Raw genomic sequence first — 24422 nt, 5'->3', positions numbered from 1 at the left:
CTTGGGTGTTGACCACACCTTGATCACGAAAGATCGAGGTTACGTGTCCTTCCTGATCTGGCTACGTACGAGTAGCCCCACGCCCACCCAGACGAGCACCAGGATCACAGCGTTCCCGGCATACCGCCACCAGGGGATGGGCTGCTCTCCCGTCGCCAGGGAGATGGCGACCCCGAGAAGAAAGACGAACGCCGCGGCGATCGCTCCAATGATCGTCAGTGCGGCAACGGGCCGGGCGCTTATCTGCTTGCCGTACCACTTCCCGGCAGTGGCGATCCCCTTCCGCGCCACACCGATCGTCTTCATGGTCGCGATCATCCCACCCTGCCGGTCATCCGGCGACGGTGAGCACGATCTTTCCGGTGGTACGGCCGGTCTCGCCGAGCTCGTGAGCCTTGGCCGCCTGCTCGAACGGCAGGACGGTGTCGACCTCGGCGCGCAGCCGCCCCGCCTCGACCAGTTCGGCGATCGTCGCCATTCCGGCGTTGTCCGGCTCGACCAGGACGAACCCCGCCCAGATGCCGCGCTCCGCGGCCTGCCGGAGGAGGTCCTGGTCAGGCTCCGAAGCGAGCTGGGCCAGGGTGCCGCCGTCCCGCAGCGTCCGCAGGGAACGCGCCCCGTAGTCGCCGCCGATGCTATCGATGACCAGGTCGACGTCGCCGACCGTCTCGGCGAAGTCCTCCTCGGTGTAGTCGATCACCTCGTCGGCGCCCAGCGCACGTACGAAGGCGTGCTTGGGCGTACGAGCGGTGCCGATCACGTACGCGCCGAGATGCTTGGCCAGCTGCACGGCCAGATGGCCGACCCCGCCGGCGGCGGCATGGATCAGCACGCGCCGGCCTGGCCGCAGGTTCGCGGTGTCGTACAGGACCTGCCACGCGGTGAGCGCCGCCAGCGGCAGCGCCGCGGCGTGCACGTGGTCGAGGCCGGCCGGCTTGCGGGTGAAGTGCCGCGACGGGGCGGTCACGTACTCCGCGTAGCCGCCGGCCTTGTGCGGGAAGCGCGGCATGCCGAAGACCTCATCGCCCGGCCGGAAGCGGGTGACCCCGCGGCCCACGGCCTCGACCACCCCGGACACGTCCCAGCCGAGGATGGCGGGCGGGTCGCCCAGCAGCCTGCCCTGCGTCCGTGACTTCCAGTCCGTCGGGTTGACCCCGGCCGCGTGCACCCGGACCAGGACCTCCGTCGGCGCCGGCTCCGGACGGTCCACCTCGGCCAGGGTGAGGACCTCGGGGCCGCCCGCGGACTCCTGGATGATCGCGCGCATCCGTGCCGCCGTCGTCTTGTCTTCGCTCATCAGAGAAACGCTCCGTAAAAGTGAGGGTGCCACCGACCGCGGCGCCCGTGACCAGCCTTCGCGATGGACGGACTCGGAAGAAGTGGCATGATTGCCATTGTGCGCAAGGATCACGCCATGCATCGCGTCGTCGTACTCGCCCTCGACGGCGTGATCCCGTTCGAGCTGAGCATTCCGTCCCGGGTCTTCGGCATCGCCGAGGGCCCGGACGGCGAACCGCTGTACGAGGTCATCACCTGCACCGTCGACGGCCGCCCCGTACGGACCGCGTCGGACTTCACCGTCGCCGTCGAGCACGGACCGCAGGCCCTCGCCACGGCGGACACCTTGATCATCCCCGCCGCCTACGGCGCGGGGATGATCCACGAGCTGGGACGGCTGCCGGAGCCGCTCGCCGCCGCGCTCGCGACCGTGCGGCCGCGCACCCGCATGGTGTCGATCTGCATCGGATCGTACGTGCTGGCGGCCATGGGCCTGCTCGACGGCCGTCCGGCGACCACGCACTGGCGCCACGCCGAGCACTTCCAGCGGCTCTTCCCCCGCGTACGAGTGGATCCGGACGTGCTGTTCGTCGACGACGGCGATGTGCTGACCTCGGCGGGCGCGGCGGCCGGGGTGGACCTGTGCCTGCACATCGTCCGCCGCGACCACGGCAGCGAGGTGACGAACCGGGTGGCTCGCGGCTGTGTCGTCCCGCCATGGCGCGAGGGCGGCCAGGCCCAGTACATCGAACGGCCCGTGCCGGCACCGTCGGCGGCCGGCACCGCGCAGACCCGCGCCTGGGCCCTGCAACGCCTGCACGAGCCGCTGCCGCTCGCAGAGCTGGCCGCGCACGCCCGGATGAGCGTACGCACGTTCATCCGCCGCTTCCGCGAGGAGGTCGGCATGCCGCCCGGGCAGTGGCTGATCCGCCAGCGCGTGGACCGGGCCCGTCATCTGCTGGAAGCGAGCGACCTGCCCATCGACCTCATCGCCCACCAGACCGGCTTCGGCACCACGGCCTCGCTCCGCCACCACCTGCACGCGGCGATCGGCGTCTCGCCGATGACCTACCGGCGCACCTTCCACACGCACGGATCGCCGTCCACGCACGCCGAGGTCTGACGCACATCGGCTTCGGTTCTCTTCCTCCAAGGATTTGCCCGCCGACTCCGAATCGGGGTGCCGTCAAGAGGTGTTGTCCAGATAGGCGAGTACGGCGAGCACCCGGCGGTGGCCTCCGTCGGTGGGCGGGAGGCCGAGCTTGGCGAAGATGTTGCCGATGTGCTTGTGAACAGCGTTGTCCGTGACGAACAGCCGCTTGCCGATGTCGTTGTTGCCGAGGCCCTGGGCCATCAGGGTGAGCACCTCGCGTTCCCGGTTGGTGAGCGCGTCGATGGCGTTCGTGCCGCCCGCCAGGAGCTGGGCGACGACCTCGGGATCCATGACGGTCCCGCCATCGGCCACCCGGCGCAGACCGTCGACGAACTCGCTGACCCGGCTCACCCGGTCCTTGAGGAGGTAGCCGACGCCCCCTCGCCCGTCGGAGAGCAACTCCCGCGCGTAGATCTTCTCGACGTACTGCGACAGCACGAGCACCGGCAGGCCGGGGTGCGCGCGCCGGATCTCCAGCGCGGCCTTGATGCCCTCGTCGCGGAAGGACGGGGGCAGCCGGACATCGACGATCAGTGCGTCCGGCCGGTGCTGGTCCACCGCTGCCACCAGGCCGGGATGATCGGTGACGACGGCGGCGACCTCGATGCCCTTGGCTCCCAGGAGGAGTTCGAGACCGGCGGAGAGCAGGACGTTGTCCTCGGCGATCACGACTCGCACGGCAGCTCCACCGACAGGGTGGTCGGGCCGCCTGGCGGGCTGCTGACGACCAGCTCGCCGTCGAGCGCGGCGACTCGGCGGCGGATGCCCATGACGCCGGTGCCGCCGGTCTCGTCGACACCGCCGATGCCGTCGTCGGTGACCTCGACCAGCAGACTGCCGCCGGCGCGGGTGATCCGCACCCGCGCCTGGGTGGCGGCGCTGTGCTTGGCGACGTTGGTCAGCGACTCGGCCACGATGAAGTAGGCGGCGGTCTCCACGGCGGTGGGTAATCGGCCGAGCTCGCCGAGGTCGATCTCGACGGGCACGCCCGATCGCGCGGCCAGCGCCGCCACCGCGCCGGAAAGCCCCCGGTCGGCGAGAATCGGCGGATACATGGTACGGATCACCTCGCGTAGCTCCGTCATCGCCTCCTCCGCACCTTCGTGGGCCTCCCTCAGCAGGTCGGACAGGTCGCCAGTGCCGTCGCCGAGGGACTCCCTGGCCACGCCCAGCCGCATGGCGATGGCGACCAGCCGGGCCTGCGTACCATCGTGCAGGTCGCGCTCGATGCGGCGCAGTTCCGCGCCATGGGCGTCAAGCACACCGGCCCGGCTTTCGGTCAGCTCGCCGACCCGCTCGGTGAGCAGGTCCTCCGCCGAGGGCTCCAGCGCCGCCAGGCACCTGCTCGCGTGGAAGGCCGCGAGCCTGGGCACCGCCCACCACGTCAGTACCGCGAAGCTCGCGACCTGGACGGCGCCCAAGGCCAGCGCGCTCCCCCAGCCGGTCACCGGGAACGCGCCCAGCAGCCGCAGCGGCGTATCCGAGGGGAACAACCACCACAGCGAGGTCGCGAACACGGTGAACACCACCGTGCCGACGCAGAACATCGCGGCCATCCCCGCCGGGACACCCGTGACGATATGCCGGAACACCCAGCGAACGTCCCGCCTGGTCCCCGGGTCGTCGAGCACCTGGCGCCACTGCGCGCGAATCCCCCTGCCCAGCGTCATGTCCCGGGCGGACACCTGCCTGTCCAGTAGCGCGGCGGCGCGGCGGCGATGCCACTCGGCCCACCGTCGCAGGCCGCTCACCGCCCGCGGGAACACGACGAGCCCAATGCCACCGAGACCTGTCGACAACGCCGCGGCCACCAGCAGCAGCGGCACCATCGTCGTGAGCATCGCAGTCGGTAACCCGAGGAGAAGGTATCCACTGGCTCGCCGTATCTTCCGCCATTGTTCGCGCACGGCCTCATTCTGGCTCGACGCGATCGACGAGCGCACTACAGCGGGCTGTAGGTCCGGCCGGGCCGTCTGCCGCATCGTCAGCGGATCGGGAGGAGACCTATCGTCCGTCCTCATGACCACACCGACCTTGCACCGCCCCGCCGTTCCATGGCCCAGAGTCGCGGCGTTCCTCGCCATCACCTTCAGCGGCATCTGGGCCGCCGGAGCCGTCGTCTGGTTCGGCGGCGGCGACCTCCACAGCGACTCGGCCGCGGCCATCCTCATGATCGCGATGTACACGCCGACGCTGGGAGTGCTCGTCACGGCGACGGCGACCGGAGAGCTGCGTCGCCCGCGTGACCTGCTGAAGGAGACGGGCGTCCGGTCATCGCGGTCGCTGCCGCGGGTGGCCGGCCTTACCTTGGCCGGCCTGCTCCTCGCACCGCTGCTGGCGCTGGCCGCGTTAGCCGTCAGCTCCGCTGCCGGCGGCTTCGCCTTCCATGAACCCTTGCCGCTCGGGAGTCTGGCGGGGATGCTCGCCTCGCAACTGCTGATCTTCCCGCTCGGGATGGTGCTGACGTTCGGCGAGGAGTTCGGCTGGAGCTACCTGCTGCCGAAGCTGCTCCCCCTCGGGCTCGGCCGCGGCCTGCTGATCAGCGGAGTGATCTGGGGCGTGTTCCACGCCCCGTTCACCTTGCAGGGCTACCACTATCCCGGCATGCCGGGCGCCCTGGCCGTGCTCGCCTTCACGATCGCGTCGGTGCTGTTCGGCGCCCTGCTGGGCTGGCTACGTCTCGCCGCGGGAAGCATCTGGCCGGCGGTCGTCGCCCACGCGGCGGCCAACCTGATCGCCTCCGCCTTCCCCGCAGTCCTCGGAACGCCCGGGAGCGCCGCCGTTCCCGCCTTCCACACCTCGCTTTCCGGCTGGCCGGGCTGGGTCGTCATGGCCGTCCTGCTTGGCGTGCTGATCGTGACAGGACAATTCCGGAAACTCGCGGTCTAGCCGGCGAACACCAGCCACGTGGTCACCCTCCTCCAGTCGGCCGTCGAGACCATCCGGCTCACCGTGGAGTCCCTGGACGCCACCGAGAGCGAGACCCGCGACGACAGGACCGTCACCGTCACGCTGACCAGCGACGTCCTGTTCGCCTCGGCAAGGCCGAGGTCACCGCGAAGGCCGGGGACCGGGCGGCGAAGATCGCCGAGCAGATCAGGACGGACTCCGGCGGCGGCACCGCGATTCACGGGCCTCATCTGCACGGCGATCCTGACACGGCTCGCCGCCGGCGCGATGGCCGGTCGTGGGGATCAGGCTCCTCCGAGGTACGCCTCGATCACTCGAGGGTCGGAGCGCAGCGAGTCCGCGGTGCCCGACAGTGTGCTCTGGCCGCTGTCCAGGACGTACCCCCTGTGGGCGATCTTCAGGGCGGCGGTGGCGTTCTGTTCCACCAGCAGCACGGCGGTGCCCGCGGCGTTGATGTCGGCGATCAGGTCCATCACCTGGGCGACGACCAGCGGCGCCAGCCCCATCGACGGCTCGTCGAGCAGCAGCAGGCGGGGGCCCGTCACCAGCGCGCGGCCGATGGCGAGCATCTGCTGCTCGCCGCCCGACAGCGTGCCGCCCTGCTGGGCGCGGCGCTCGGCCAGGCGGGGCAGCAGATCGTAGACGCGGTCGGTGCGCTTGTGGAGCTCTGCCTGGTCGCGCAGGAGGTAGCCGCCGAGCAGCAGGTTGTCGTGCACGGTCAGCGTGCTGAAGATCCTGCGTCCTTCTGGGCAGTGCACGAGCCCCCGACTGGTGATCTTGTGCGCGGGCCGGCCGGTGATGTCCTCGCCCTCCAGGAGGACCTTGCCGCCGCTGGGCCGTACCAGGCCGGAGATCGCCGACAGCGTGGTCGTCTTGCCCGCGCCGTTGTTGCCGAGCAGGGCGACGATCTCGCCGGCGCCGACACTCAGCGACAGGCTGCGTACGGCGTGCACGCTGTCGTAGTGGACGTCGAGGTCGCTGATCTCAAGCATGGGCGTCGCTCCCCAGGTAGGCCTCGATCACGGCGGGGTCGCGGCGCACCTGTTCGGGATGTCCGTCGGCGATCTCCTTGCCGAAGTTGAGCACCACGATGCGCTCGGAGACCTGCATGACCAGCCCCATGTCGTGCTCGATCAGCACGATCGCGATGCCGAGGTCACGGATGCGCCTGATCAGGTCGAGCATCTCGGCCTTCTCGGCGTGGTTGAGCCCCGCGGCGGGCTCGTCGAGCAGAAGCAGGCGCGGCTTGCCGGCCAGCGCGCGGGCGATCTCCACGCGGCGCTGCTCGCCGTAGGGCAGGTTGCGGGCGGCCGAGTAGCGATCCCCGCGCAGGCCGACGAAATCGAGCCAGTGGCCGGCCGCCTCGGTGCACTCGCGCTCGCTGCGGCGATAGCGCGGGGTGTGCAGCAGCGCGTCGAAGACGCTCTGCTTGAGCCACAGGTGGCTGCCGGCGCGCACGTTGTCGAGCACGGACAGCTCACCGAACAGCCGCAGGTTCTGAAACGTACGGCTGATGCCGGCCGCGGCGACGGCCGAGGGCCGCAGGCCCAGCATGGAGCGCCCGTCGAAGGTGATCGCGCCGGCTGTCGGCCGGTAGAAGCCGGTCACGCAGTTGAAGGCGGAGGTCTTGCCCGCGCCGTTCGGGCCGATGACGGAGACGATCTCGGCTTCGTTCACCGAGATGCTGAGTCCGTCGATGGCCAGCAGGCCGCCGAAGGCCAGCCGTAGATCGCTCACCTCGAGGAGCGTCACTTGAGGGCCTCCTTCGAACGGGCCGGCCACAGACCCTGTGGCCTGACGAGCATCACGATGATCAGCAGCACGCCGAAGATGAAGAAGCGGTAGTCGGCCGCGCCGCGCAGCAGCTCGGGCAACAGGCTGATGATGATCGCGCCGAGCACGACGCCGGGCACCGAGCCCATGCCGCCGAGCACCACGGCCATCAGGACGAGCGCCGACTGCAGGAAGGTGAAGCTGTTGGGCGAGATGGCCGACAGCTGGCCGGCGAACAACACGCCCGCCAGCCCGCCCCACACCGCGCCCGCGATGTAGGCGGCCAGCTTGACCCGGTAGGTGTGCACGCCGCTGGCCTCGGCGGCGTCCTCGTCCTCCCGGACGAAGCGCATCGCCCGGCCCAGACGCGATCGGCCCAGGCGGGAGGCGCCGATGATCGCGACCGTGACGATCGCCACGGTGATGTAGTAGAAGGCCGCCTGGTTGTCGATCAGGCTCGGGATGCCATAGATGCCGGAAGGACCGCCCGTGACGGGCAGGTTGTTGGCGGTGATGCGGATGATCTCGCCGAACCCCAGCGTCACGATGGCCAGGTAGTCGCTGCGCAGGCGCAGCGTTGGCGCGCCGACGATGATCCCCGCGATGACCGTGACGACGATGACGGCGGGCACGGTCGCCAGCAGCGGCAGGTCAAAGCGGGTCGACAGGACGCCGCTGGTGTAGGCGCCGACCGCGAAGAAGGCGGCGTAGCCCAGGTCGAGCAGGCCGGTGTAGCCGACCACGATGTTCAGGCCGGACGCCAGCATCGCGAAGATCGCCGCGCTGGTCATGATGCTCAGCATGTAGTCGCTGGCGTTGACGAACGGCACGAGCAGCGCGATCAGCAGCCCCGCGAGTCCGGCCCAGCGGTTGTCGAACAGTTTCGACAGTCTGGTCCTGGAGGCCTTGGCACCGAGCTTGCGAGGGGTTTCGGGGGCTTTGGTCTCGTTCACACCCGCTCCGTCACGCGTTCTCCGAGCAGACCTGTCGGTCTGACGGTCAGGAACAGGATCAGGACGCCGAAGGCGAACACGTCCCGCCATTCGCCGCCCAGCCAATAGGTGCCGAAGGACTCCAGCAGGCCGAGCACCAGGCCGCCGAGCATGGTGCCGGGGATGTTGCCGATGCCGCCGATGACCGCCGCGGTGAAGGCCTTCAGCCCGATGAGGAACCCCATCAGGAAGTCGATCTTCCCGTAGTACGCGCCCGCCATCACGCCGGCGGCGCCCGCCAAGGCCGAGCCCAGGAAGAAGGTCCTGGAAATGACGGCGTTGACGTCGATGCCCATGAGCGAGCTGGTGCGCGGGTCCAGGGCGATCGCCCTCATGGCCCTGCCCTCGCGGGTCCTGGTGACCAGCAGGTTGAGACCGGCCATGAGCACGACGGCGACGCCGATGAGCACGAGCTGCTGCACGGTGATCGTGGCGCCGAGCACCTCGAGCGGCGTGCCGCTGAGCCGGACCGGGTAGACCCTGGGGTCGGGGCCGGCGGCGGAGCGCATGCCGTACTCGATGGCGAAGGACGCCCCGACGGCGGTGATGAGCAGCGACAGGCGAGGAGCCCCGCGCAGGGGGCGGTAGGCCACCCGCTCCAGGACCACGCCCGCCAGGCCGGTGCTGACCATGGTCAGCAGCAGCACGGCCAGCAGGACGGGGAGCGTCATCGCGGTGGAGACTCCACCCACCGCGGACAGGACGGCGAAGCCGCTGAACGCGCCGAGCATGTAGAGGTCGCCGTGGGCGAAGTTGAGCAGCTTGATGATGCCGTAGACCATGCTGTAGCCCAGCGCCACCAGAGCGTAGAACGAGCCGACGAACAGGCCGTTCCAGACGAGCTGTGTCATGACAGGGCGTCCTGCAGGACGAACTTGTCGCCCTTCCACGCCAGGATCTGGAAACCTCCGGCGGAGAGCGTGTGCTCGGGCGTGAACTTCAGCGGGCCGGAGAACATCGAGAACCCGTTGACGCCTTCCAGAGCCGAGACGAGCTTGGCGCCGTCGGTGCCGCCTGCCTTGGTGATCGCTTCGGCGGCCAGGCGCACGGCGTCGTAGGCCTGGTTGGAGTAGGGGCCCGGCGCCGAGCTGAACTTCTTGGTGTAGGAGTCGATCCAGCCCTTGGCGTCGGGCAGCGTGTCGGGGATCGGGGTCATGGTGGCGAAGACGCCCTCGGCGTCGGAGCCGGCGATCTCGCCCAGCTTCACGGAGACCGAGCCGTCAGCGACCATGATCGAGCCCTTGTACCCGGCCTGGCGCAGCTGCCTGATGATCAGCCCGCCTTCTTGGAAGTAGCCCGTCCAGTAGACGAAGTCGGGCTTCTTGTCAAGGACGTTGTGGATGTTGGCGCTGTAGTCGCTCTCCTTGGGGGTGACCGCTTCGGTGATGACCGCCTTGGCGCCCAGCAGCGGCTGGGTGCGGTCCGCGATGTCCTTGGAGTAGCTGGTGTTGTCGTGCATGAGCGCGACCTTGGTGGCGCCCTGCTTGGCGATCCACTTGCCGGCCGCCTCGGCCTGCTGGGTGCCGGTGCCGTTGATCAGGAAGACGTTCTTGAGCTTCTGGTCGACCAGCTCCTGCGAGTTCGCGGCAGGGATGATCATGGGGATGTTCGCCTTGCCGAACACCGGCAGCGTGGGCAGCGTGGCACCCGAGCAGTAGCCTCCGATGGACACGGCGACGCCCTCGGTCACCACCTTGTTGGCGGCGGAGACGGCTGTCTGGGGGTCACAGGCGTCGTCGACGGTCTTGAGCTCCAGTTGCCGGCCCAGGACGCCGCCCTTGGCGTTGATCTCGTCGATGGCCAACTGGGCCGCGTTGGTCATATAGGGGCCGATCGCGGCCTCGCTGCCCGACTGGGGGACGAGCATGCCCAGGAGGATGGGGCCCTTGTCCGCCTGCTGGGCGCTGCCTCCTTCGCCAAGCAGGCCCTGTCCGCAACCCGCCAGCATCAGTGCGGCCACGGCCAGGGAGACAACGTGCGCCTTGCGCATGAGACTCTCCTCACATGAGTGATATGTGACATCTCACCGGCGCGTCCATGGAGAGGTCAAGCTCCGAGACCAGACCGTTAACGTCCTAAGGTGCAGGTGGCAGGTCACGGTACGGTGCTGCGAGCACTCCTCCGGAGGGGTGTTTGCGGAGTTTTGGACACACCTAAATGCTCTTTTGCCCATGATGAGGTGCCCACGGCGGCACCGGGCTCGGCCTGGCGATCGCCCGCGACATCGCGCTCGCGCACGGCGGAACCCTGCGCGCCGAGAACTCGTCGGCCGGCGGCGCCCGATTCGTGCTACGGCTGCCGAAGTAAGCCTGCAGCACCTTCACCGCTGAACGGCGGCCCTGCCCGCGCCGTGCCGAGCAGGTTGAGGCAGATGCGACTGGCCACCTTCGTCAGCCACGCGCCGGGCGATTCGATGGCTTCCCGCTGCTGTTGCGACATGGCGTACCCAGGCGCGCGGGTCGCCTGACACTTCGAGGGGCTGTCTTGTCGTACTGGTAGAAGCCTGTGAAGTAAGGAAATCGATCATGGAACCCGTAGCTTGAGGAACACGTTCTACCACTGGGGCGGCATCATCGTGCCGCTGGTCACCGTGGCCTACGCGATCAGCGGCTGGCGCATGACCCTCGCGTCGAAGACCACCGCCACACAGTTGAACGGCGCCGACCGAGTGCTCTACACCGACGGGACCTACCGGGCGGGACGGGCCCCACGTCATTCGCGTTTCCGCCGCCGATCGACGTTGTCCCTGTCCTGTCCGACTATCCCGCCGGCGAGGTCGTCACCATTCCCCGGCATGCCCCCGCCCATTCGGTGCGCGTCCTCATGACCGCCGCGACCTTCGCCGAGGAAGCGGTGTTCACCAGCGAGCACCTCGACCCGCAGGTACGCGCATGATCGACCTTCACCGTCGCCGACCGGCGGAACCCGCATCGGCCACCTGCACGGTCACGATATCTAGCGCACAGGCGCCATCACCTCAGCAGAGGCGGCCATTCGGCTTGCCGTCGCCCACGACCGGCCCCCCGCGGGTGTCGTCAGCGCCGCCGAAGCATTCGCACCCGATCAATTCTTGCGTACGCTCCATCAACGCGGCCTGTTCGCCATGACCTGCCGCAAGATTGAGCACGTTCGCCATGGTCAAGGTTTCCATGCCGGTCGGGCGGAAGAACCCCGTTGTCAACCGCGAAGGAGAGAAGTTTCGTGACGGAACAGCCCGGCTCGATGTTTCAAGAGCTGCCGCCGCTGGGAGGCGAGAAATCGGACCTGCGCATCCGGCGCGGTTTCGAGGGCGACGCGGAATCCGTGCTCACGCTCATCGACGATGCCATCGCATGGTTCGTCTCGATCGGCAACGTGCACCAGTGGGGTACCGCGCCGTGGTCGGCTGATCCGGTGAGACGCGCAAGGATCAGCGCATTCTGTGCGGAGGCGGGTTCCTGGATCGCGGAGGACAAGGACGGCAACGTGCTTGGAGCGCTCGTCGTCGGCGGCGCGCACGATTACGTCCCGCCCATGGACGATGAGCTCTACATCCGCCTCCTCATCGGCGCCCGGTCCCGCCAGGCACGGGGCGTAGGCCGCAGGCTCCTCATGGTCGCCGACCAGCAAGCTCGGCGGCTCGGACGCGGCCGGCTCCGGGTCGACTGCTATGCGGGCGGCAGCGGGAAGCTGGTGAAGTTCTACGAGTCATGCGGTTACCGGAGAACGGAGACGTTCTCGGTGGGCACATGGCCGGGCCAGCTACTCGTCAGGGAGCTCTCCTGAGACGGCCCGCGCGCTGAAGGGCACGCGACCGCTCGCGCACGGGCCGTACGATGGGCACAGATCACGAAGTGTCAACCGCACTGCTTGGCGATCGCTTCGCGTATGGCCGGGACGATCTCCGCGGTCCAGTGGCCGAGAGAGACCATGTCCGGGGTTCCGCCGCTGGGGGAGAAGAGCATGAAGCCCGACGCCCCGTGCTCCAGCACGGCGCCGGTCAGCTCCTCGGCCCACTGGTCAGGCGAGCCGCCGATCCAGCGGCCTTCGCGGTCACGCGTGGTGGTGAGCGGCCGGTCGGTGATGCGTCCGGGGAAGTTGTAGATCGTACGGATCTCGCCGGGGTCGCGGCCCACGGCCGCCGCCGCCTCGTCGATGACCCGGCGTGATGTCCGGAAGCGCTCGCTCAGCCAGTCCGCCGCGTGGCCGGGGGTCCACCCGTCGGCCACGCGGCCTGTGGCGGCCAGCGACTTGGCGCCGACCGATCCGGTCCACACGGGAGGTGCGGCCACCGGGGCCGCGTCGATCCGCTCCACCTGGTAGTGGCGCCCCCGATGGGTGACCGGGGGGCCGCCACCCGACAGCGACTTGATCAGGACGATCGCCTCCTCGAAGGCGTCCACGGCCTCACCCGGCGACAGCCGCGCCACCCCCATGTCGGAGATGCGGTCCCACAGCCCGCCCGCGCCCATGCCGAGCACGACGCGGCCGCCCGACAGCGCCGACAGCGACGTCACCGCCCGCGCCAGCATGGGAGCGGGTCTGGTCGGCAGGTTGGTGACGTTGGCGAAGCCGGCGATGTGCCGCGTATGCCCGAGGATGAAGCCGATGGTGGCGTAGGCGTCCAGGCGCTCGCCGAGGTAGGGATGGTCCGACAACGAGAACAGGTCGAGCCCGTCATCGTCGGCCAGCTGAGCCATGCGCAGCAGCTCCGGCGCCTCGTCAATAGTGCTGTGCGCGCCGAAGCCGAACAGAACTTGTGGTGCTGACATTGTCTTGCCTTTCTAGGTGGGTCACGAGGCGTACGCCTCGGGCGCCGCTTTGGCGCCGTTCGGCGCGAGCGGCGGGAACAGCTCGTGCCTTGCCGCGGGTAGCACCTCCAGCTCGACCCAGCGGTTCATCAAGTTGTAGATCGACTGTTCGGAGACCAGTCCGAGCAGGTGCCTCGACCGCGCGGTCTCCTGAGCCTGGGCGAGGTGCCAGCCGGCGAAGTTGGACGAGCCGAAGTAGAGCACCTTGCCCTGCTGGCGCAGGACGCTGAACGCCTCCCAGATCTCCTCCCAGGGCGTGTTCCGGTCGATGTGGTGCATCTGGTACAGGTCGATGTAGTCGGTTCGCAACCGCTTGAGCGACGCCTCGCAGGCGCACCGGATGTGCGGCGCGGACAGGAACCGCTCGTTGGGCCAGTCGCCGGTCGGCAGGTAGAGCTCGGTGGCCACCACTCAGGTGGCGCCGGTAGCCGGTGAACGCCACCCACGGCCACGACCGTGCGACTCATGATTGTGTGCTCCTCGAATGCAATAAAACTTGTGGTTCGTGTGACGAACTATAGTAGTTCGTCACACGAACCACAAGTTCGGTTCGAGGCGGCGCCATATCAGTGCCCGCGGTCGGCGGCGGCTCCTTCGTCCGGACCCAGGAAGACCGCGGGGACCTTGTTGTCCAGTACGACGCGGCCGAGCAGGCCGGCGAGCGTGTCACGGCCGGCGGGCTCGAGTCCGTCCGTCAGCCTCTCGATTCGCCGGCAGGTCTCTTCGTAGAACTTCTCGGCCAGCTTGCCGCCCTGCCGGGTGAGCGCGACCCGCACCGCCCGCGAGTCATGCGGGTCTGGTTTGCGCTGGACCAAGCCGTTGCGCTCGCTGCGGTCCACCAGGCCGGTCAGGCTCGATTTCGCCAGCCCCAGCATCGCGCCCAGCTCGCTCATGCCGTGCGGCTGTGCCATCAGCACGCACAGCAACTGGCCCTGCTGCGAGGTGAGACCAAATTCGCGGGCCGACTCGGCGTACACGGCATTCACTAAGAACGTTGACCGGACCAGCGCGGCCACCACGCCGATCTGGCCATTATCATCAATACTCACCCGGTCAGGGTAACATTTATAATTCGAAGGACGAACTATCTGGGGTGTGCAGGGTGGCGCCGGTTCTCGCCGAAAGCACTGATCGAAAGAGTGCGGGTCGAAGCCGCCCGGCCCATGCTGGAGACGACGGAGGAAGGGCTGGAGCGCCCAGATCATCACGGAGCATCATCGGCGGCTACGCGACCTCTCGTCCCAGGGCGAGCTCGACCAGTGCATCCATGTGCAACCCTGCCCCGCGGCGCAGCGCGACGTCGTACTGTGTACCGCCCAGGCGGGCACGCGTGATCTCCTCGCATTGCCGGTGATATCCGGTCAGGTAACCGGAGAGGGTGCCGCCCAGTGAACGCCACAGCGCGCCTACCGCCCCGAGCAGCACGGCGGCACGTTCGTCGTCGCGTTCGTGCGCGGCGATCCAGGCCATCACGTCCACGCACATCGCGAGCCCCATGCGGTCGTTGAACGGCCGCTTCAGCCGCATCGCCTCCCGCGCCAGCTCGTATGCGCTCGCCACGTCTCCTGCCCGCCAGGCACTGATCGCCGACATGCACAGGGCATAGGACCTCAGCCATACCTCGCCGCGCGCCTCGCAGGTCGACACAGCGTCCGCGAACAGCGAGGCGGCCTCTTCCTGATGGTCGAGGTGAGCATGAGCGGCGGCCAGGTACATCTGCGACAGCGCGGCGTAGATCGGGTCGTCCAATTCGAGATACCGCCGCCGGGCCTGCTCGAACAGCACCACGGCTCCGGGCAGATCCTGCCGGGACAGTGCGCGGAGCCCGCTCACGTGCGTGAACATCGCGCGACTCTGCCCCTCGCCGAGACGTTCGGCCAGTGGCTGACCTTCGTGCAGCATCGGTTCCACGGCGGCGAAGTCGTTCTGCAGGCCGGCCAGTCGCGCACTCACACTCAGGGCCCTTGCCCGAGCGATGGTCGGTGCGTCGTCGAGGGCGAGGGTGAGCTCGAGCCAGCGCCGCCCTTCGCGCAGGGAGCCGGCGGCGATCCAATATGAGCAGAGGTCCGCGGCCATGGTCAGTCCGACCTGGGCGCCACCGGGCTCGGTGACGCACTGGTCGAGAACGGCCCGGATATTGCCCTGCTCCTCGCGCAGCCGGGCGAACAACTCGACCTGACCCGGCCCGAGCCACTGGCGTTCACCCTCGTGCACCAGCTCTCGGTACCAGTCCCGATGGCGGGAGCGGAATCCGGTGTCCGCGCCGGACTCCCGCAGCCGATCACGCCCGTACGCGCGCAGCGTCTCCAGCAGCCGGTAGCGCGCCTCCTGAGCGCGCTCTTCCCTGATCAGGATGGACTTGTCGACCAGACCGGCCACCAGATCGATGACCTCCGCGGGCTCGACGCCGTCTCCCGAGCAGACCGCCTCGGCCGCGGTCAGATCCATGCCGTCGACGAACACCGAGGCACGCGCCCACAGCAGCCGCTCCTGTTCGGTGCAGAGACCGTAGCTCCAGTCGATCGTGGACCGCAGCGTCTGCTGTCGCGGCGGCGCCAGCCGCGCCCCCTTGCTCAGCAGCCGGAACCGATCATCCAACCGCTCCAGCAGTTGTTCCGCGGAGAGCACCCTGATCCGCGCCGCCGCCAGCTCTATCGCCAGAGGTATGCCGTCCAGCCGTCGGCAGATCCGCTCCAGCACGGGACGGCTCGCGTCGGTCACCGCGTATCCCGGCGATGTCGCCGACGCCCGCTCGGCGAACAGGCGCACGGCCTCGCTGTCCCCGGCCACGCCGTCGCCGCTCTCACCGAGCGCCAGTGGGGGCACGGCCAGGATCTGTTCGCCCTCGATGCGCAATGCCTGTCTGCTCGTGGCGAGAACGGTCAGGTCGGGCAAGAAGCGTAGGAGCGACTTGATCAGCAGAGCGCACTCGTCGATCAGGTGCTCGCAATTGTCCAGCAGAAGCAGCAGGTGTTTGCCGTGCAGGAAATCGAACAGCACCTCCATCGGCGGACGGGACGAGCGATCCTGAACGTCGAGTGTCTCACTGACCTTGTGCACCAGCAGCTCAGGGTTCTCCACCGCGGCCAGCTCGACCAGCCAGGCACCGGCCGGATAATCTTCGCGCACCTCGGCCGCCACCCGCAGCGCCAGCCGCGTCTTGCCGACCCCGCCCGTACCGGTCAGCGTCACGATCCGGGCATTCGACAGCAGCCGCTTGACCTGGGCCACCTCGGCTCGGCGTCCGATGAAGCCGCTCACCTCCGCCGGCAGCCGTCCGACGGGATACCCGCCGGAAACGTTCGTCGCCGCGCCGGCCATCAGGGCGGGGTCCTGAGCCAGGATCGCCTGGTGGAGCGCCACCAGTTCTGGGCCGGGGTCCAGGCCCAGGTCCTCGGCCAAACGTTTGCGCAGGTCCCCATAGGAGGCCAGCGCGTCGGACTGCCGCCCGGCCCGATACAGCGCGCGCACCTGCACGGCCCGCAGTCTTTCCCGCAGCGGATGACGTTCCACGAGGTCGATCAGGTCGCCGGCGAGCAGCGCGTGCTCGCCGAGCTCCAGCCGAACCTCGGCCTGCAGTTCCAGCGCGGACAGCCGCTGCTCCTCCAGCCGATCGGCTGTCGGCCGGACGAAGCCGCTGTCGGCGAAATCGGCGAATGCCGGTCCGCGCCACAGCGTCAGCGCCTCGTCCAGCAACGCCACCCGCGTTCGGGGATCCGCCGCATCCTCAGCCCGGACGATCAGCTCGGTGAACCGCCCGGCGTCCGTCGATCCGGGATCGATGTCGAGCGAATATCCCTGCGGCCGGGAAACGACCAGTTCGCCGCCACCAGGCTCCTGTTCCAGCGCATGCCGCAGCCGGGACACCTTCACCTGCAGCGCGCCGGTGGGATTGGCCGGCAGGTCGTCTCCCCATAGATCATCGATAAGCCGGTTGGCCCGCACGGCTCGGCCCTGATGGGCGAGCAGGTCGGCCAGCAGCGCGCGCACCTTGGTCTCGGGCACCGCCACCAGCTCGCCCTCAGCCGTCCACACCTGCACCCGGCCGAGCACCCCGAAGCGCATAGTCCCAGGTTAACGCCACGATCGCACCGAGCGCCCGCGCCCCGCCACCGGTCATCCGAAAGGACCCGATGATCCCACGACGTCCACGGTCATCCCCGCGCGCAGGGCCGTGCCCGTGGGCGAACTGCCGATGTCGGACGTCCTTCCCGATACCGTCGATCGGTCTACGGGGCACGGCGGCCACTCGAATGGGAGGGATGAGAGGGCGTCTTATGCACGCGGTCTCCCACCTGGACCCATCATCCTCATATAACCGCAGGTGAGACTGGGGGTGGAGGGACAGGTGTGACGGTGGCTCGTCACATAAACTGATATGTGGGGACACGGGGGGAGAGGTCGCATGCTTCCTGAAGTGCACGGATGGTTGCGATGCCGTACTTCGTCCGCCGAGGACTGGCCGCTCCGGGACCTGGTGGCCGCCAAGGGGGAGACCACCGTCAGCGTGGTGCTGCCGGCCCGTGACGAACGGGAGACCGTGGGGGAGATCGTCGGGGTGATCCTGCGGGAGCTGGCCGCGCTGGTCGACGAGCTCGTGGTGATCGACTCGGGCTCCACCGACGACACGGCGCGGGTGGCCGCGCGGGCCGGGGCCCGGGTGCACGCGCAGGATGAGATCCTGCCGCAGCTCAAGCCGCTCGATGGCAAGGGTGAGGCGTTGTGGAAGTCGCTGGCGGTCACGTCGGGGGACGTGCTGGTGTTCGCCGACGCCGATATCCGGAAATTTCGGGCGTCTTTGATACGTGGGGTGCTCGGGCCGTTGCTGGCTGACCCGACCGTCGCGTACGCCAAGGGCTGTTATGACCGCCCGCTCGACGGCGCCCCCAACGGGGGCGGCCGGGTCACGGAGCTGGTCGCCCGCCCCCTGATCAACCTGCACTGGCCGGAGCTGGCGGGTTTCGTGCAACCGCTGGCGGGGGAATACGCCGGCCGCCGCTCCGCCCTCGAACGCGTACCGTTCCTGACCGGCTACGGGGTGGAGCTGGGTCTGCTGATCGACCTGCTGGAGCTGGCGGGCCTGGACGGGTTCGCCCAGGTGGATCTGGGCTCGCGCGAGCACGCGCCGCAGTCCACCGAGGCGCTCGGGGGCATGGCCTCGCAGATCATGCTCGCGGCGTGGTCCCGGCTGGAACGGCAGGGGAAGATCCGGGCGTGCCATGAGCCTTCGGTACGGCTGGCGCAGTTCCGCAGGGGTCACGACCAGCGTCACGACGTGCTGACCAGGGACGTCGGCATCGGCGAACGCCCGCCCATGCTCACCCTCGACGCCCCGCCGGTAGCTGCGTTCCCGCATGGCGGGAACGGGGCGCCGGCCTGACCGACGTCGAGGCGGGGGCTACTTGAGGGCGGCGGTGACGAAGGCGGCGACCTGGTCGCGCATGGCCTCGTGGTCGTCGGCCGCGTCGCGGAGGATGATCCGCCCCAACTGCGGCATCATCGACGGGAACAGCGCCAGCCCCGTCAGCATGAACAACATCCGCGCCGTGTCCGCCGAGGGCTCCTCCCCGCGACCGGCCGCCAGTGAGGCCGTCTTCCTGCCGCAGCGCTCCACCCGGGTCTCCTGCCCCGGCAGCAGCTCCTGGCCCCGGTAGCTGAGCGCCTCCCACATGAGGAGCCGCACCAGGTCGGGATGGGAGTGGTAGTAGTCGGTCAGCTTGGCCGCGTAGTCGACGGGGTCGGCTCCCGGGAGCGCGATCTGGGCGGTCAGGTCGTCGAGTGCCTCGGTGATGACCGCGTCGAACAACTTCTCCTTGTTGCCGAAGTGCCCGTAGATGCGTTCCTTGTTGACGCCGGCGCGCTCGGCGATGCGATCGACGCGGGCGCCCGCCACCCCGTACGCGGCGAACTCCTCGCGCGCGGCCTCCAGCAGGGCGGCCCGGGTGGCGGCGGTCGAGACCTTGGATGCCATGCCGCCCATCATAACCCCACCAACTAGTTGGTTGTGAACCAACTGAACAGTTGACATCCAACCAGTTGGTTGGCTAGCGTCCCGGCTCATGACACTCACCTTTCGCCGAACCCCACCGCCGCTCCCATCTCCAGCGGCAACCCCAACGGCAACTGCTGTGGCGACCCCTGCTCCGTTCGCCCGCACGCTGACGGCCTTCACGCTGACCGCCATCCTGGTCAGCGGCCAGTTGTACGTCGTGATCCCCCTCCTGCACGACATGGCCACCGGCTGGGCGACCTCGGCCGACGGCCTGACCTGGCTGGTGACCGCGTTCGGCATCGGGTACGGCGTCGGCTTCCTGGTGTTCGGCCCCCTTTCCGACCGGTACGGCCGCCGCAGGCTCCTGATGATCGGATTGCCGCTGGCCGCCGTCACCACGGCATTGGTCGCGTTGAGTCCCTCACCCGAGGTGGCCATGGCCTTGCGGGCGTTGCAGGGTGTGGCGGTGGCGACGTTCCCGCCTGCCGGGATGGCGTATCTGGCCGAGCGGCTGGAGCCGGGCCGCCGGGTGGCCGCGATCGCCTCGGTGACCGGCGCGTTCCTCGCCTCGGCCGTGGTGTTGCAGGTCGCCGCCCAGCTTCTCGTGGACACGATCGGCTGGCGCGGGATGTTCGCGCTCTCGGCGGCCGGGTTCGCGGTGGCCGCCCTCGGCCTGCGCGCCGTCATGCTGCCCGACCGGCCGCGCGAGAAGGCCGGGAGCCTGCTGTCGGCCTACCGCCCGTTGCCAGGACTGCTGTTCCACCGCGTGCTCACCCTGCGTTACCTGGCCACGATCATGCTGATGGTCAGCTTCGTGGCGGTGTACACCGGCCTGCAGATCTACGGCGTCAGCTCGCCCGCCGACCTGCTCGCCCTGCGCGCGGCGGGCCTGCCGGCGATCGTGCTGGTGCCCGTCGTCATGCCGTGGCTGGCCCGGTTCCGCGCGACGGCCAGGGTGATGGCGTTCTACGCGGCCGCCGCCCTCGTGCTGGCGGCCATCGGCTTCACCGGCACGGCCGTGCTGGTGGTCCTGCTCGCCCTGTACGTCGCCGCCATCACCGGCGGACTGCCCAGCATGAACGAGGCCATCTCCGCCGACGCCGGGCCGTCGCGCGGGACGGCGCTGGCGCTGTTCTCCTTCGCGCTCGCGATCGGCGGCAGCATCGGCCCGCAGGTGGCCGCCGCGTTCGGCGGGTTCACCCCGCTGATGTACGGCCTGGCGATCGGCATGGCCCTGGCCGTCCTGGCGGCCCTGGCCTCGACCAGGACGGCCCGCGCTGCGCGGTGAGCGGTCAGCCGGGCAGGCGCAGCAGGCCGCCGAGGGTGAAGTCGGGGCGATCGACGCGGACGTCCGGCACCAGCCACGACGTGTCGATCGCCGCCCGGCCCAGCGCCCGCCCCGCCGGACCGAGGGGCTTGAGCAGCGCTTCGCAGTCTCCGCCCACGGAGTGCGCGAGGGAGCAGAGCCACATGGCGACGTCGTCGGTCTGGCCGTTGAGGTTGATCCTGGTGCGGAAGGTGCCGCTGGTGGCGTCGTACGCGTTGTTCGCGTTGTTCAGCGCGAGCGGGGCCGTGTCGAGGAAGGTCTCGATCGACTCGCGCTGGCGTACCAGAAGCCTGGTGAGCCTGGCGAGGTCGCGCGTGCCGGCCGCGATCTCGCCCCGGTTGTCCTCGACGAAGCCGGCGACCCGCGTGAGCGTGCCGGACAGGCCCCGCAGGACGGCCCGCAGCTCCTCGCGCTCGCCGTCGAGCTGCCGCGAGACGCCCGCCAGATCCTTCATGAACGCCCTGATCTCGGCGTCGTCGCGGGCCATCGCGCCCGTGACGACGGCCAGGTCGCGAACCGTCCGCGACGCGTCGTCGCCGCTCCCGGCCAGCGCGGACACCGCGTCGGACAGCCCGCGCACGGTGGCGCCCGCGCTCTCGCCCCGCCCGCCGAAGGTGCCCGCCGACACCTGGAGCAGCCGCGACAAGGCGCCCTCCGCGTTCGCGCCGCGCGGGCCGAGCGCCACCACGAGCTCGTCGTACGCCCGCAGCGCCTCGTCGATCTCCACCGGTGAGCGCCCCTCGCGCATCGTCGCGCCATCCGCCAGCGCCGGCCCGGAGGTGTACGGGGGAGCGAGCTGCAGATACCGGTCGGCGATGACGGACCTGGCCACGATGACCGCCTGCGCGTCCGCCGGAACCTTGCGCCCGGCGTCGTACTCCAGCTCCACCCGCACCCGCCCGCCCTCCGGCGTGACCGCGCTGACCCGCCCCACCCTGACGCCGAGCACCCGCACGTCGGAGCCCGGATAGAGGCCCACGGCGCGGTCGAAGTACGCCGTCGCCCGCACCGTGCCCGCCGGTTCGAGCACCAGGTAACCGGCCCCGGCCGCGAGGAGGGCCAGCAGCACGATCAGCCAGCGGTTCAACTCCGGATCCTCCCGTGTTCATCGAGTGAGCGAGATATTACCCAGAGTTGACCGTCGGCCTGTGCCCGATCCGGATCGCGGACGGGCATTCCTGGCGGGGCTACCGGCCGGTAAGGTGTTACCACCGGTAACGGCTCGGCTTGAGGAGTGCGGCACATGACGGGGTTCTGCCCGGAGCTCAGTGACGACGTCGTCGGCGTACGTGACTGGGTGCACGACTTCGCCCGCGACGTGATCCGCCCGGCCGGCGCCGAATGGGACGAGCGTGAGGAGACCCCCTGGCCGGTCATCCAGGAGGCGGCCAAGATCGGGCTGTACTCCCTCGACTTCTTCGCCACCCAGTGGTTCGAGGAGAGCGGGCTGGCGCTGCCGGTGGCGTTCGAGGAGATCTTCTGGGGTGACGCGGGCATCGGCCTGTCGATCACCGGCACCGGCCTGGCCGCCGCCGCCCTGGCCTCGAACGGCACCCCCGAGCAGATGGGGGAGTGGCTGCCGCACATGTTCGGCACGGAGAACGACGTCAAGCTGGGCGCGTTCTGCGCCTCCGAGCCCGACGCCGGCTCCGACATCGGCGCCATCCGCACCCGCGCCGTCCGCGACGGAGGCGACTGGGTGCTGAACGGCGTCAAGACCTGGGCCACCAACGGCGGCATCGCCGACGTCCACGTCGTCGTGGCCTCCGTCGATCCGTCGCTCGGCACCAGGGGCCAGGCGTCGTTCGTCGTCCCGCCGGGCACGCCGGGTCTGTCCATGGGGCAGAAGTTCCGCAAACACGGCATCCGCGCCTCCCACACGGCCGAGGTGGTCCTGAAGGACGTACGCGTGCCCGGGTCCTGCCTGCTCGGGGGCGAGGAGAAGCTGGAGGCGCGGCTGGCCCGCGTACGAAAGGGGGAGCGGGGCGGGGAGCAGGCGGCGATGCGCACGTTCGAGACCACCCGGCCGTCGGTGGCGGCGATGGCGGTGGGGATCGCGCGGGCGGGCTTCGAGTACGCCAGGGACTACGCCCGCGAACGCGAGCAGTTCGGCCGCAAGATCGGCGAGAACCAGGCCATCGCCTTCCTGCTCGCCGAGATGGCCACGCGGGTGGACATGGCCCGGCTCCTGACGTGGCGGGCGGCGTGGATGGCCCGCCACGGCCGGCAGTTCGAGCAGGCCGAGGGGTCGATGTCGAAGCTCGTGGCGGGGGAGACGGCGGTGTGGGTGACGGAGCAGGCGATCCAGATCCTGGGGGGCGCCGGGTACACCAGGGAGCATCCGGTGGAGCGCTTCCACCGGGACGCCAAGATCTACACGATCTTCGAGGGCACGTCGGAGATCCAGCGCTTGATCATCGGCCGCGCGGTCACCGGCCTGCCGGTCCGGTGAGGACTTCGCACCTCAAAGGGTTAGATCAAATCACGCGGCAATGATTCTGCCCTTCTGCCAACCTTTTCCGGCACCTTCGCGTTGAGGCCATGTGAGTGATCCAACGGAAGACGCCGCGTACGCCGCCTTCGTCGAGGCGGCCTGGAACAGGCACATGGCGGTCGCCATCCTGCTCATCGGCGACCGCCATGGGTTTCAGGCTGCGGATGCGAGGGGGGCATGCGGTTCCGGCCGTCTACGGCGGTCAAGGCCGCCGTCGGTAAGTAACCACACCAGCTCGTCGGCGGTCCGCCGCGGGGGTGCGGGCCGCCGGCGCTCTTCGCGGCTCAGCAGGGCGTGAAGAAGACTTTCAGCGTGCCGTCCAGGCTCCCCCACTGGCCCGGAGGTTGACTGCACCCGGACCAGCGCTGCCCGATGACTTGCTCGCCGCTGTAGTAGCTGAAGACGATGAGGAGGTCGCCCCCTGGCGGGGGAGGAGGGATGGCGTGGGCCGGGGTCGCGCCGAGAGCGAGTGCGCCGGCGATCAGCGCCGCCGCTGAAACCCCTCGCTTGAATCGCATGGAGGTTCCTCCGAGGCCGATTGGGCGGCCCGGCCAGGAAAGACCGGGCCATGTGCCTATTTGACGTCAGAGTAAGCGCACTTGATCAATGCTGCCAGTGGCAATCGACACTGGGCAAACTCGTACGGGCTCTGGCTGCGGGGGCGGCCGGCGCGATAGTCCTCATCGGAAGCGTGACACCAGTCCAGGCCGCCGGGTACAAGGTGACGGAAAGAGCGGCCGACCCGGCAAAGCACGCGGCGAGAACCGCTTCGGGGTCGTCGACGCCGGGCGGCGCGGTGGCCGGTTCGGCGGTGAGGCGGCTGATGCCCTCATCCATGAGGGACAACAGGTCGCGGATGAGGTCTTCCTTTCTGGGCCAGTAGAGGTAGACCGGCCCTTGCCGACACCGGCGGCCCGGCTGATCTCAGTTTTGGGGTGACCACACGTACGGAGTCGTGGTGGTCACGGCGTGGAAGCCGAGCCGCCGCAGGATCGGGGCGCTGTCATCCGATGCGTCCACGTGCAGAAACCTGGCGCCGCGGGCGGCGGCGAGTTCGGCTCTGGTGGCGACCAGCGCACGATAGACGCCCCGGCCGCGCCACGCGGCCAGCGTCGAGCCGCCCCACAGGCTGGCGAACTCGGTTCCCGGGCGGAACACCAGCCAGGCCGCGGAGACCACCTCGCCGCCCGCCTCGGCCACGAGGACGGCGATCTCGTCAGGGGCCGCCGAGACCCGGGCGATCAGGTCGTCGCCGAGCCACCCCCAGTCCTGTCCCCAGACGGCCGATTCCATGGCGGCGATGCGATGCATGTCGGCGTCCTGGCTCACCCGCCGCAGAGTGACACCGTCCGGCAGGGCCGGCGCCGCGGTCATCTCCTCGGCGAGGCCGATGAGGACCGTCTCCCGCTCCTCCGGGATGAAGCCCGCGGCGCGCAGCCGGTCGGTGAGGTCGGCCGGCTGGTCGTGCTCGCGGGTCTTCCACTCGACCGCCTGATCGCGCGCCGCGAAGTAGTCGCGCTGGCGGGCGATCAGCCGGTCGAGCTCGGAGCCGCGTACCCCGATGTCACGCGGGGTGCTGACGAAGCCACGGAACTGGCCGACGATCCGCAGCAGCGAACCGTCCCGTTCGTAGGTGACGCCGGCGGGCGGGCTGAGCGGCGCTTCCCGCATCTGCTCGTCATAGGCCGTGAGCAAGTTGTCGATGTCTGTCAT

At 69.5% G+C, this 24422-nt stretch carries 26 protein-coding genes and 1 pseudogene; 8 read left to right on the top strand and 19 right to left on the bottom strand.

Annotation, left to right across the window (positions count from 1 at the left end):
• Positions 1-39 precede the first annotated feature (39 nt).
• Positions 40-306, bottom strand: a complete 267-nt coding sequence (locus ACFPZ3_RS21820; RefSeq protein WP_379516026.1) for a hypothetical protein — start codon at positions 304-306, stop codon at positions 40-42.
• Positions 307-331: 25 nt separating this feature from the next.
• Positions 332-1297 carry an NADP-dependent oxidoreductase gene (locus tag ACFPZ3_RS21815; protein ID WP_379516025.1) on the bottom strand — a complete coding sequence of 322 codons (966 nt, stop codon included), beginning with the start codon at positions 1295-1297 and terminating at the stop codon, positions 332-334.
• A gap of 117 nt (positions 1298-1414) precedes the next feature.
• On the opposite strand from ACFPZ3_RS21815, the gene ACFPZ3_RS21810 reads away from it, so the two are divergent.
• On the top strand, positions 1415-2401 hold the full coding sequence (locus ACFPZ3_RS21810; protein WP_379516060.1) for a GlxA family transcriptional regulator: 987 nt from the start codon (positions 1415-1417) through the stop codon (positions 2399-2401).
• 63 nt (positions 2402-2464) lie between these two features.
• Here the strand turns inward: ACFPZ3_RS21810 and ACFPZ3_RS21805 are convergent, their stop codons facing one another.
• Entirely contained in the window at positions 2465-3109 is a 645-nt protein-coding gene (locus ACFPZ3_RS21805) for a response regulator transcription factor (RefSeq protein WP_379516024.1), read from the bottom strand.
• Entirely contained in the window at positions 3097-4338 is a 1242-nt protein-coding gene (locus ACFPZ3_RS21800; protein WP_379516023.1) for a sensor histidine kinase, read from the bottom strand. Before ACFPZ3_RS21800 ends, ACFPZ3_RS21805 begins: the two co-directional genes overlap by 13 nt.
• Before the next feature lie 112 nt (positions 4339-4450).
• On the opposite strand from ACFPZ3_RS21800, the gene ACFPZ3_RS21795 reads away from it, so the two are divergent.
• Entirely contained in the window at positions 4451-5320 is an 870-nt protein-coding gene (locus tag ACFPZ3_RS21795; protein WP_379516022.1) for a CPBP family glutamic-type intramembrane protease, read from the top strand.
• On the opposite strand, the gene ACFPZ3_RS21790 is transcribed toward ACFPZ3_RS21795, so the two are convergent.
• The 6 genes from ACFPZ3_RS21790 to ACFPZ3_RS21765 all read right to left on the bottom strand — a co-directional run bounded on the left by ACFPZ3_RS21790 (position 5317) and on the right by ACFPZ3_RS21765 (position 10096).
• Positions 5317-5562, bottom strand: a complete 246-nt coding sequence (locus ACFPZ3_RS21790) for a hypothetical protein (protein WP_379516021.1) — start codon at positions 5560-5562, stop codon at positions 5317-5319. The two genes, ACFPZ3_RS21795 and ACFPZ3_RS21790, sit on opposite strands and share 4 nt — an antisense overlap.
• A 63-nt stretch (positions 5563-5625) precedes the next feature.
• The gene (locus ACFPZ3_RS21785) at positions 5626-6333 is read right to left on the bottom strand and encodes an ABC transporter ATP-binding protein (RefSeq protein ID WP_379516020.1); all 708 of its coding nucleotides are present in this window, start codon (positions 6331-6333) and stop codon (positions 5626-5628) included.
• Positions 6326-7093 carry an ABC transporter ATP-binding protein gene (locus tag ACFPZ3_RS21780; RefSeq protein WP_379516019.1) on the bottom strand — a complete coding sequence of 256 codons (768 nt, stop codon included), beginning with the start codon at positions 7091-7093 and terminating at the stop codon, positions 6326-6328. The genes ACFPZ3_RS21785 and ACFPZ3_RS21780 overlap by 8 nt, the downstream gene beginning before the upstream one ends.
• The gene (locus ACFPZ3_RS21775; protein WP_379516018.1) at positions 7090-8067 is read right to left on the bottom strand and encodes a branched-chain amino acid ABC transporter permease; all 978 of its coding nucleotides are present in this window, start codon (positions 8065-8067) and stop codon (positions 7090-7092) included. The genes ACFPZ3_RS21780 and ACFPZ3_RS21775 overlap by 4 nt, the downstream gene beginning before the upstream one ends.
• Positions 8064-8957, bottom strand: a complete 894-nt coding sequence (locus tag ACFPZ3_RS21770; RefSeq protein ID WP_379516017.1) for a branched-chain amino acid ABC transporter permease — start codon at positions 8955-8957, stop codon at positions 8064-8066. The genes ACFPZ3_RS21775 and ACFPZ3_RS21770 overlap by 4 nt, the downstream gene beginning before the upstream one ends.
• Positions 8954-10096, bottom strand: a complete 1143-nt coding sequence (locus ACFPZ3_RS21765) for a branched-chain amino acid ABC transporter substrate-binding protein (RefSeq protein WP_379516016.1) — start codon at positions 10094-10096, stop codon at positions 8954-8956. Before ACFPZ3_RS21765 ends, ACFPZ3_RS21770 begins: the two co-directional genes overlap by 4 nt.
• A 197-nt stretch (positions 10097-10293) precedes the next feature.
• On the opposite strand from ACFPZ3_RS21765, the pseudogene ACFPZ3_RS21760 reads away from it, so the two are divergent.
• Together ACFPZ3_RS21760 and ACFPZ3_RS21755 are read left to right on the top strand one after the other, a co-directional pair.
• A pseudogene (locus ACFPZ3_RS21760) lies at positions 10294-10413 on the top strand (ATP-binding protein); the annotation flags it as partial.
• 232 nt (positions 10414-10645) lie between these two features.
• Positions 10646-10933, top strand: a complete 288-nt coding sequence (locus ACFPZ3_RS21755; RefSeq protein WP_379516015.1) for a hypothetical protein — start codon at positions 10646-10648, stop codon at positions 10931-10933.
• A gap of 150 nt (positions 10934-11083) precedes the next feature.
• Here ACFPZ3_RS21755 and ACFPZ3_RS21750 read toward each other — a convergent pair whose 3' ends face one another.
• A complete protein-coding gene (locus ACFPZ3_RS21750; protein WP_379516014.1) occupies positions 11084-11242 on the bottom strand; it encodes a hypothetical protein in 159 nt (52 codons plus the stop codon).
• Between the two features lie 65 nt (positions 11243-11307).
• Between ACFPZ3_RS21750 and ACFPZ3_RS21745 the strand changes: the two genes are divergently transcribed.
• Positions 11308-11871: a GNAT family N-acetyltransferase gene (locus ACFPZ3_RS21745; RefSeq protein WP_379516013.1), complete on the top strand. Its 564-nt coding sequence runs from the start codon at positions 11308-11310 to the stop codon at positions 11869-11871.
• Positions 11872-11942: 71 nt separating this feature from the next.
• Here the strand turns inward: ACFPZ3_RS21745 and ACFPZ3_RS21740 are convergent, their stop codons facing one another.
• From ACFPZ3_RS21740 to ACFPZ3_RS21725, 4 genes are all read right to left on the bottom strand, one after another.
• Positions 11943-12857 carry an LLM class flavin-dependent oxidoreductase gene (locus ACFPZ3_RS21740; RefSeq protein WP_379516012.1) on the bottom strand — a complete coding sequence of 305 codons (915 nt, stop codon included), beginning with the start codon at positions 12855-12857 and terminating at the stop codon, positions 11943-11945.
• A gap of 21 nt (positions 12858-12878) precedes the next feature.
• Positions 12879-13304 (bottom strand): aldo/keto reductase, encoded by a 426-nt coding sequence (locus ACFPZ3_RS21735; RefSeq protein WP_379516011.1) that lies wholly within the window; start codon positions 13302-13304, stop codon positions 12879-12881.
• A 158-nt stretch (positions 13305-13462) separates the two neighbouring features.
• Positions 13463-13945 (bottom strand): MarR family winged helix-turn-helix transcriptional regulator, encoded by a 483-nt coding sequence (locus tag ACFPZ3_RS21730; protein WP_379516010.1) that lies wholly within the window; start codon positions 13943-13945, stop codon positions 13463-13465.
• Between the two features lie 175 nt (positions 13946-14120).
• Complete coding sequence (locus tag ACFPZ3_RS21725; protein WP_379516009.1) at positions 14121-16961, bottom strand: AfsR/SARP family transcriptional regulator; 2841 nt, start codon at positions 16959-16961, stop codon at positions 14121-14123.
• A 340-nt stretch (positions 16962-17301) separates the two neighbouring features.
• Between ACFPZ3_RS21725 and ACFPZ3_RS21720 the strand changes: the two genes are divergently transcribed.
• A complete protein-coding gene (locus ACFPZ3_RS21720; RefSeq protein ID WP_379516008.1) occupies positions 17302-18276 on the top strand; it encodes a glucosyl-3-phosphoglycerate synthase in 975 nt (324 codons plus the stop codon).
• An 18-nt stretch (positions 18277-18294) separates the two neighbouring features.
• On the opposite strand, the gene ACFPZ3_RS21715 is transcribed toward ACFPZ3_RS21720, so the two are convergent.
• Entirely contained in the window at positions 18295-18867 is a 573-nt protein-coding gene (locus tag ACFPZ3_RS21715; RefSeq protein ID WP_379516007.1) for a TetR/AcrR family transcriptional regulator, read from the bottom strand.
• A gap of 157 nt (positions 18868-19024) precedes the next feature.
• Here ACFPZ3_RS21715 and ACFPZ3_RS21710 point away from each other — a divergent pair, with 157 nt between their 5' ends.
• The gene (locus tag ACFPZ3_RS21710; protein WP_379516006.1) at positions 19025-20176 is read left to right on the top strand and encodes an MFS transporter; all 1152 of its coding nucleotides are present in this window, start codon (positions 19025-19027) and stop codon (positions 20174-20176) included.
• 4 nt (positions 20177-20180) lie between these two features.
• Here the strand turns inward: ACFPZ3_RS21710 and ACFPZ3_RS21705 are convergent, their stop codons facing one another.
• The gene (locus tag ACFPZ3_RS21705) at positions 20181-21302 is read right to left on the bottom strand and encodes an MCE family protein (protein ID WP_379516005.1); all 1122 of its coding nucleotides are present in this window, start codon (positions 21300-21302) and stop codon (positions 20181-20183) included.
• A gap of 156 nt (positions 21303-21458) precedes the next feature.
• On the opposite strand from ACFPZ3_RS21705, the gene ACFPZ3_RS21700 reads away from it, so the two are divergent.
• On the top strand, positions 21459-22667 hold the full coding sequence (locus tag ACFPZ3_RS21700) for an acyl-CoA dehydrogenase family protein (RefSeq protein WP_379516004.1): 1209 nt from the start codon (positions 21459-21461) through the stop codon (positions 22665-22667).
• Between the two features lie 326 nt (positions 22668-22993).
• Here the strand turns inward: ACFPZ3_RS21700 and ACFPZ3_RS21695 are convergent, their stop codons facing one another.
• Both ACFPZ3_RS21695 and ACFPZ3_RS21690 read right to left on the bottom strand, forming a co-directional pair.
• The gene (locus tag ACFPZ3_RS21695; protein WP_379516003.1) at positions 22994-23227 is read right to left on the bottom strand and encodes a hypothetical protein; all 234 of its coding nucleotides are present in this window, start codon (positions 23225-23227) and stop codon (positions 22994-22996) included.
• Between the two features lie 406 nt (positions 23228-23633).
• Positions 23634-24422: a GNAT family N-acetyltransferase gene (locus ACFPZ3_RS21690; RefSeq protein ID WP_379516002.1), complete on the bottom strand. Its 789-nt coding sequence runs from the start codon at positions 24420-24422 to the stop codon at positions 23634-23636.

The sequence above is a fragment of the Nonomuraea insulae genome, from assembly GCF_042656245.1.
Note: the sequence above shows the minus strand (reverse complement) of the source record. Positions and strands in the feature narration are given on the sequence as shown.